The sequence below is a fragment of the Hydrogenophaga sp. genome, from assembly GCF_018780075.1.
Taxonomy (GTDB): domain Bacteria; phylum Pseudomonadota; class Gammaproteobacteria; order Burkholderiales; family Burkholderiaceae_C; genus Hydrogenophaga.
The window spans coordinates 1-6,794 of sequence record NZ_JADMKB010000007.1 but is presented as its reverse complement, the minus strand read 5'-3'; the positions used below and the strand labels follow the sequence as shown (position 1 = coordinate 6,794).

Below are 6,794 nucleotides of genomic sequence, written 5' to 3'. Positions count from 1 at the left end.
CTTCGCCCAGCCGCATGATGGTGCCCTTGCCGAACTGCTTTTCGATCTGGGCCAGTGCGGCCTGCAAGGCCTTGGCTTTTTCGGCGTTGACGGGGTTCGGTTTGCTGATCGGGTCCATGTGACGTGCTCCTGAGCGGGTGAGTGGGTGTTCGCTTTCAGCATGTGTTTTTGCGTACAGGCTGGATGCTTGAACAGCAGTTTATCGCCAAATACATCGACAACATCTGATTTATTGATCAGTTTGCCTTATCATTTGCCGATGCCCATTCCAACCACGTTGCAGGTGCCCGAAAGCCCGCCGGACGACCGCTGGCGCAGCGCCCACCTCGGTCGATTGATGGGTCTGGCCTTGCGCCGCTTTGACGCGCGGGTGCTGTACCTCATGGCGCACGATCCGAACGTGCCGCTGGCGCTCTCGAACCTCGCCGCGCGCGAGCAGATCGGCGCGGCCCACGTCCACATCACCCGCCACCTGGGCCTGCAGGGCTCGCGCCTGACCGAGCTGGCACAGAGCGCGGGCATGAGCAAGCAGTCCATGGGCGATCTGGTGGGCCAGTGCGAGGCCTGGGACCTGGTGCGGCGCGAGCCCGACCCGCTGGACGCGCGGGCGCGGCGCATCGTCTTCACCGCCACCGGCCTGCTCTGGCTGGAGGCCTTCCGCGGGGCGGTGGCGCGCGCCGAGGCCGAGTTCCGCGCGCAGGTGGGTGACGACGTGGCCACCGTGGTGGCACTGGGGCTGGAAGCCTATGGCAGTTGAGCGCTGCGCCTCGGCCCGGCACGCGGGTTTGTCCGGCGAAAGGCGGGCGCGTGGCGGCCTAAAATGACCTGCAGAACGAGTCAGACCGCGCCTCTCACCCCCGTGCCCCCCAGACAACAGGCTGTCCACGCAGCCAATAGGAGACCCGCATGCGCATCCTGATTGCCGAAGACGACCACGTCCTGGCCGATGGCCTGTTGCGCGGGCTTCGTGCGGCCGGTGCCGCCGTCGACCACGTGGCCAGCGGCAGCGAGGCCGACGCCGCGCTGATGACGAACAACGAGTTCGACCTGCTGATCCTCGATCTGGGCCTGCCCAAGATGCACGGCCTGGAGGTGCTCAAGCGCCTGCGTTCGCGCGGCTCGTCGCTGCCGGTGCTGATCCTGACGGCGGCCGACAGCATCGAGGAACGCGTCAAAGGCCTGGACTACGGGGCCGACGACTACATGGCCAAGCCGTTCTCGCTGCAGGAGCTCGAGGCCCGCGTGCGCGCCCTCACCCGCCGTGGCATGGGCGGCGCCAGCTCCACCATCAAACACGGCCCGCTGGTGTACGACCAGGCCGGGCGCGTGGCCACCATCGACGGCAAGATGGTCGAACTCTCGGCGCGCGAACTCGGCCTGCTCGAGGTGCTGCTGCAGCGCGCTGGGCGGCTGGTGAGCAAGGACCAGCTGGTCGAGCGCCTGTGCGAGTGGGGTGAAGAGGTGAGCAACAACGCCATCGAGGTCTACATCCACCGCTTGCGCAAGAAGATCGAGAAGGGCCCGATCCGCATCGCCACGGTACGCGGGCTCGGGTACTGCCTGGAGAAGATTTGACACCGGCTGCGCTCTGACATGGCCGACGAGCAACACGACAGCGCGCGCATCTCCTTCGGCCTGTTCCAGCGCGAGCAGCGCAGCCTGTTCGGCGAGATCCTGGACTGGATGCTCACGCCGCTGCTGCTGCTGTGGCCGCTGTCGCTGGCGCTGACGTGGTTCGTGGCACAGGGCATCGCCACCAAGCCGTTCGACCGGGCGCTGGAGTTCAACCTGCAGGCACTGACGCAGTTCGTCGTGGCCACCGACAAGAAGGTCAGCTTCAACCTCACCCCCCAGGCCCGCGACCTGCTGCGGGCCGACGACAGCGACCTCGTGTACTACCAGGTGCTGGACGCCCGCGGCCAGCTCATCAGCGGTGAAGGCGATTTCCCCTTGCCCAACGAGCCCGAGCTGCCTGAACCCGACCGGGTGCTGTTGCGCGACGACATGGTGCGTGGCGACGAGGTGCGCGTGGCCTACGCCTGGCTGTCGCGCGGCACCGAGACGAAACAGCTGGTGCTCATGCAGGTGGGTGAAACCAAGGGCAAACGATCGACGCTGGCGACCGAAATCATCAAGGGCGTGATGGTGCCGCAGTTCGTCATCCTGCCGCTGGCGGTGCTGCTGGTGTGGCTGGCACTGGTGCGCGGCATCCGCCCGCTCAACGAGCTGGAACAGAAGATCCGCGCGCGCAAGCCCGACGACCTCAGCCCCATCGAGGAATCGTTCATCCCGCAGGAGGTGGCGCCGCTGGTGTCGTCGATCAACGACCTGCTCACGCGGCTGAAGACCTCGCTCACCACGCAGAAGCGCTTTCTGGCCGACGCGGCGCACCAGCTCAAGACGCCGCTGGCCGGGCTGCGCATGCAGGCGGAACTGGCACAGCGCGAAACCGATCCGCAGGAGATTCGCGGGTCGCTGCAGCAGATCGCCCGCTCCAGCTCCAGGGCCACGCACACCGTCAACCAGCTGCTGGCCCTGGCCCGTGCGGAAACGACGGGGCGGGCACTGCCCAGCGCGCAGATCGACCTGGCCAAACTGGTCACCGACGTGGTCAGGGACTCGGTGCCGCGGGCACTGGAACACGGCATCGACCTGGGCTACGAAGGCCCCGACGAGATGCCCGAGATCTGCCTGATGGACGGCAACCCGACCCTGTTGCAGGAGATGACGCGCAACCTGGTCGACAACGCGATCAACTACTCGGGCCAGGGCGGCATCGTGACCGCCCGGGTGCTGTTCGACCGGTTCAGCGGCGTGCAGATCCTCCAGGTCGAGGACAACGGCCCGGGCATCCCCGAAAACGAACGAGCGCTGGTGCTGCAGCCTTTCTACCGCGCGCTGGGCACCAACGTGGACGGCTCCGGCCTCGGTCTGGCGATCGTGCACGAGATCGCCCAGCAGCACGGCGCCGTGGTCATGATGGAAGACACACACCCCGAAGGCCCCCGCCGCGGCTTGCGGGTGGCCATCCGCTTTGCGGCCAGAAAACCCGCCGACGAATGAGCAATTTTCCAGGGCGCCGGAGCGCCACGCCTGCGAAAGCAACGATGCCGCCCAAGGCACCGCCGGGCCAGCTCTGCCGGACGGCCAGTGCCGCCCCCTTGAGGGGGTCGCGCGAAGCGCGGCGGGGGTGGATCAGGCTGAATGCCGGTACAGATTGAGCTGCAGGCGCTCGCGCTCGATGGCCTTCGCCACCGCAGGCAGCGCCGCATAACGCTGGGCCAGGGCCCAGGTGGCGGTGAAGCCGGTGGGGTCGATGCCGGCGATGCCACCCCAGCGCAGCAGCGTGAGCGCATACGCGTCCAGCGCGCCCGGTCGGTCGCCCGTCAGCCAGGGTTCGGCGTTCGCGGCCAGGGCCTCGATCTCGCCCAGCAGACCGCGGTAACTGTCCGCCGCGAACCGCTGGATCACCTGCTGCGCCGCTGCGTCGTCGGTGAACTTCTGCGGCATGAAGATGTGGGTGAACGTGGGGTGCACCGTGTTGTTCATCCAGGCCAGCGTGGACAGCGCGCGCGTGCGGGCCATGCCGCCAGCGGGCAGGATGCCGGCCTCGGGCAGCTTCGCGTCCAGGTGCAGCAGGATGGCGACGATCTGGGTGATCACCTCGCCACCGTCCACCAGCACCGGCACCTGGCCGCGCGGGTTGAGCGCCAGGTACTCGGCCGAGCGCTGCTCGCCCTTGTGCAGCTTCACGCTGACGGGTTCAAATCCAGCGCCCGACAGTTCGAGCAGGCTGTGCGGCACGAACGAGCAGGCGCCGGGGGCGAAATACAACTTGAGGCTCATGACGGTGTCTCCTGACATCAGCCGAGGTGTTTGCCCAGCACGCCGGCGATTTCAAACATCGTGACCTGCGGCTTGCCGAACACCGGCTCCAGCTTGGCGTCGGCGTTGATGTTGCGTTTGTTGGTCGCGTCCTGCAGGCCGTTGGCCTTGATGTAGTCCCACAGCTTCTTCACCGCTTCGGGGCGCGACACGGCCTCCGCGCCGATCACCGCGGCCAGGGCGGCGCTGGGCAGCTTGCCGCTGGCGGCGGTGGTCTTGCGCGGAGCTTTGGGCGCTTTGACCGCGGGTGTCTTCTTGGCTGCGGCTTTCTTCGCCGGTGCGGCCTTCTTGGCGGGCGCAGCCTTGGCCGACGCTCCGGCCGCCGTCTTGCGCGGCGGGAACTTGGATGGCGCGAACTCGAAGTTCACCTTGCCCGCTTCCTTGTCCCAGGCCAGGAAGGCCTTGAACGCGCGGCGCGTGCGCATGGAAACGAACTTGTCGAGCAGGTCGGTCTTGCCGGTTTCCAGCAGCTTGTGCATCTGCTCGCGCGCCACCGGCTGCTGCAGGATGATCTTGCCGCTCTTGAAGTCGCAGCTCGGCGTGGCCTGCGCGTCGGTGGGCACCGACTTCTCGCACACGTAGTTGGCGCCGTGCTCGTGCACCGCGCCGCCGCACTTGGGGCAGGCGCCGAGCGACTCGCTGCCGGTGAAATCCACCAGTTCGCCGGTCTCCTCGCCCTTCTTGTCGTCGCCGAAGTCGAATTCGAGCTTCCAGTTCTGGTCTTCTTCGTTGAACTTGATCACGATCTCGGCCACGAAAGGCCAGCCCGCCTTGGAGCGGAAGCCCTCCAGCGGGCCGATCTTCTTGGTCGCCAGCAGCTGTTCGGCTTCTTCGGGCTCGAAGGTGCGGCCGGCCGGTGACTTGCCGAACGAAAACCCGCAGCCGTCGCTGTTGCCGTCGGCGCCGGTGCAGCCGTAACGGCGGTAGTTTTCCTTCACCACGCCGCCGCAATTCGGACAGGGTGTCTGCAGGGTGGCGTAGTTGCCGGGGATGGTGTCGCGGTCGTATTCCTTGGCCTTCTTCACCATGCGCTCGGTCATCTGCGCGATCTCGGCCATGAAGGCGCTGCGGCTGAGCTGGCCGTGCTCCATCTGCGCCAGCTTGTGCTCCCACTCACCGGTGAGCTCGGCCTTGGAGAGTTCTTCCACGCCCAGGCCACGCAGCAGCGTCATGAGCTGGAAGGCCTTGGCCGTGGGGATGAGCTCGCGGCCCTCGCGCAGCATGTACTTCTCGGTCAGGAGACCTTCGATGGTGGCGGCGCGCGTGGCGGGCGTGCCCAGGCCTTTTTCCTGCATGGCCTCGCGCAGCTCGTCGTCGTCGATCAGCTTGCCGGCGCCTTCCATGGCGCCGAGCAGCGTGGCCTCCGAGTAGCGGGCCGGTGGCTTGGTCTTCAGGCCCTTGGCCTCGACCGATTCGGTGCGCACGGTCTCTCCCTCGCGCACCGGCACCAGGTTCTGGCCTTTGTCGCCTTCCTTGGCGCCGTCCACATCCTCGGCGGCTTCTTTGCCGTACACCGCCATCCAGCCCGGCTTCACGAGCACCTTGCCTTCGGTCTTGAAGTGGTGGTTGAGCACCTTGCTGATGCGGGTGGTCACCATGAATTCCGCGCTGGGGAAGAACACCGCCAGGAAGCGGCGCACCACCAGGTCGTACAACTTCTGCTCGGCTTCGCTCAGGCCGCTCGGCGCCTGGAGCGTGGGGATGATGGCGAAGTGATCCGACACCTTGCTGTTGTCGAAGATGCGCTTGCTCGGGCGGATGTAACCGCCGTTGAGCGCGGTCAGCGCGTGCGGCGCCAGGTGTTTCATGCCGCTGCTGGCCAGCATCTCGAAGGTCTGCTTCACCGTGGGCAAATAGTCCTCGGGCAGGGCGCGCGAATCGGTACGGGGGTAGGTCAGGGCCTTGTGGCGCTCGTACAGGCTCTGCGCCAGCTGCAGCGTGGTCTTGGCCGAGAAGCCGAAGCGGCCGTTGGCCTCGCGCTGCAGGCTGGTCAGGTCGTACAGCAGGCCGCTGGCCTGCGTGGTGGGCTTGCTCTCTTCGGTGACGCTGGCGGCCTTGCCACGCACCGCCTCGACGATGGCCAGCGCCTCGCGCTGGTTCCAGAGGCGGTCGGCGCGCAGGTCGGCGTCGGCATCGTCGCCGGTGGGTTTCTTGAAGGCGGGGTCGAACCACTTGCCGGGGTATTCGCCGGCCTCGGCCAGGAAGCTGGCGTGGATTTCCCAGTAATCACGGCTGCGGTGGGCGCGGATCTGTTCTTCGCGCTCGACCACGATGGACAGCGTGGGCGTCTGCACCCGGCCGACGGTGGTGAGGAAGAAGCCGCCGTCGCGCGAGTTGAAGGCGGTCATGGCGCGCGTGCCATTGATGCCGACCATCCAGTCGGCCTCGGAGCGGCTGCGCGCGGCGTCGGCCAGGCCCTGCATCTGCTGGTCGCTGCGCAGGTGCTCGAAACCGTCGCGGATGGCGGCCGGCGTCATGGACTGCAGCCACAGGCGCTGCACCGGCTTGCCCAGCGTCTGATATGAACCGCCCTTCAGGCCCCCGGCGTACTGTTCGATCAGGCGGAAGATCAGCTCGCCCTCGCGGCCCGCGTCACAGGCGTTGATGAGCTTGCTGACGTCCTTGCGCTTGGCCAGTTTCACCACGGCCGACAGGCGCGACTTGGTCTTGTCGATCGGCTTGAGCTCGAAATAGGGCGGCAGCACCGGCAGGTGGGCGAAGCTCCACTTGCCGCGCTTGACGTCGAACTGCTCGGGCGCGGCGATCTCCACCAGGTGACCCACGGCCGAGGTCACCACGTAGGTGTCATTTTCAAAATGATCATCGTGTTTCTCGAACTTGCCCGCTGTCGGGGTGAGCGCTCGCACGATGTCTTGGGCCACGGATGGCTTCTCGGCAATGACCAGGGT

The 6,794-nt window shown here is 67.0% G+C and carries 5 protein-coding genes and 1 pseudogene; 3 read left to right on the top strand and 3 right to left on the bottom strand.

The features are described from left to right. A pseudogene (gene recA, locus IV088_RS02780) lies at positions 1 to 118 on the bottom strand (recombinase RecA); the annotation flags it as partial. Positions 119 to 259: 141 nt separating this feature from the next. Between recA and IV088_RS02775 the strand changes: the two are divergent. From IV088_RS02775 to IV088_RS02765, 3 genes are all read left to right on the top strand, one after another. Then, a complete protein-coding gene (locus tag IV088_RS02775) occupies positions 260 to 757 on the top strand; it encodes a MarR family winged helix-turn-helix transcriptional regulator (protein ID WP_291097455.1) in 498 nt (165 codons plus the stop codon). Between the two features lie 149 nt (positions 758 to 906). Next, positions 907 to 1,575 carry a response regulator transcription factor gene (locus IV088_RS02770; RefSeq protein WP_291097453.1) on the top strand — a complete coding sequence of 223 codons (669 nt, stop codon included), beginning with the start codon at positions 907 to 909 and terminating at the stop codon, positions 1,573 to 1,575. 18 nt (positions 1,576 to 1,593) lie between these two features. Next, positions 1,594 to 3,063 carry a sensor histidine kinase N-terminal domain-containing protein gene (locus IV088_RS02765; RefSeq protein WP_291097451.1) on the top strand — a complete coding sequence of 490 codons (1,470 nt, stop codon included), beginning with the start codon at positions 1,594 to 1,596 and terminating at the stop codon, positions 3,061 to 3,063. 132 nt (positions 3,064 to 3,195) lie between these two features. Here the strand turns inward: IV088_RS02765 and IV088_RS02760 are convergent, their stop codons facing one another. Continuing rightward, entirely contained in the window at positions 3,196 to 3,846 is a 651-nt protein-coding gene (locus IV088_RS02760; protein ID WP_291097449.1) for a glutathione S-transferase N-terminal domain-containing protein, read from the bottom strand. Positions 3,847 to 3,863: 17 nt separating this feature from the next. Next, a partial coding sequence (locus tag IV088_RS02755) for a DNA topoisomerase III (protein ID WP_291097447.1) occupies positions 3,864 to 6,794 on the bottom strand: 2,931 nt, incomplete at its 5' end.

What these genes read in the sequence shown, in the direction of transcription:
- IV088_RS02765 (WP_291097451.1), top strand. Translation starts at nt 1,594, where the DNA reads ATGGCCGACGAGCAACACGACAGCGCGCGCATCTCCTTCGGCCTGTTC.
- IV088_RS02775 (WP_291097455.1), top strand. Translation starts at nt 260, where the DNA reads ATGCCCATTCCAACCACGTTGCAGGTGCCCGAAAGCCCGCCGGACGAC.
- IV088_RS02760 (WP_291097449.1), bottom strand. Translation starts at nt 3,846, where the DNA reads ATGAGCCTCAAGTTGTATTTCGCCCCCGGCGCCTGCTCGTTCGTGCCG.
- IV088_RS02770 (WP_291097453.1), top strand. Translation starts at nt 907, where the DNA reads ATGCGCATCCTGATTGCCGAAGACGACCACGTCCTGGCCGATGGCCTG.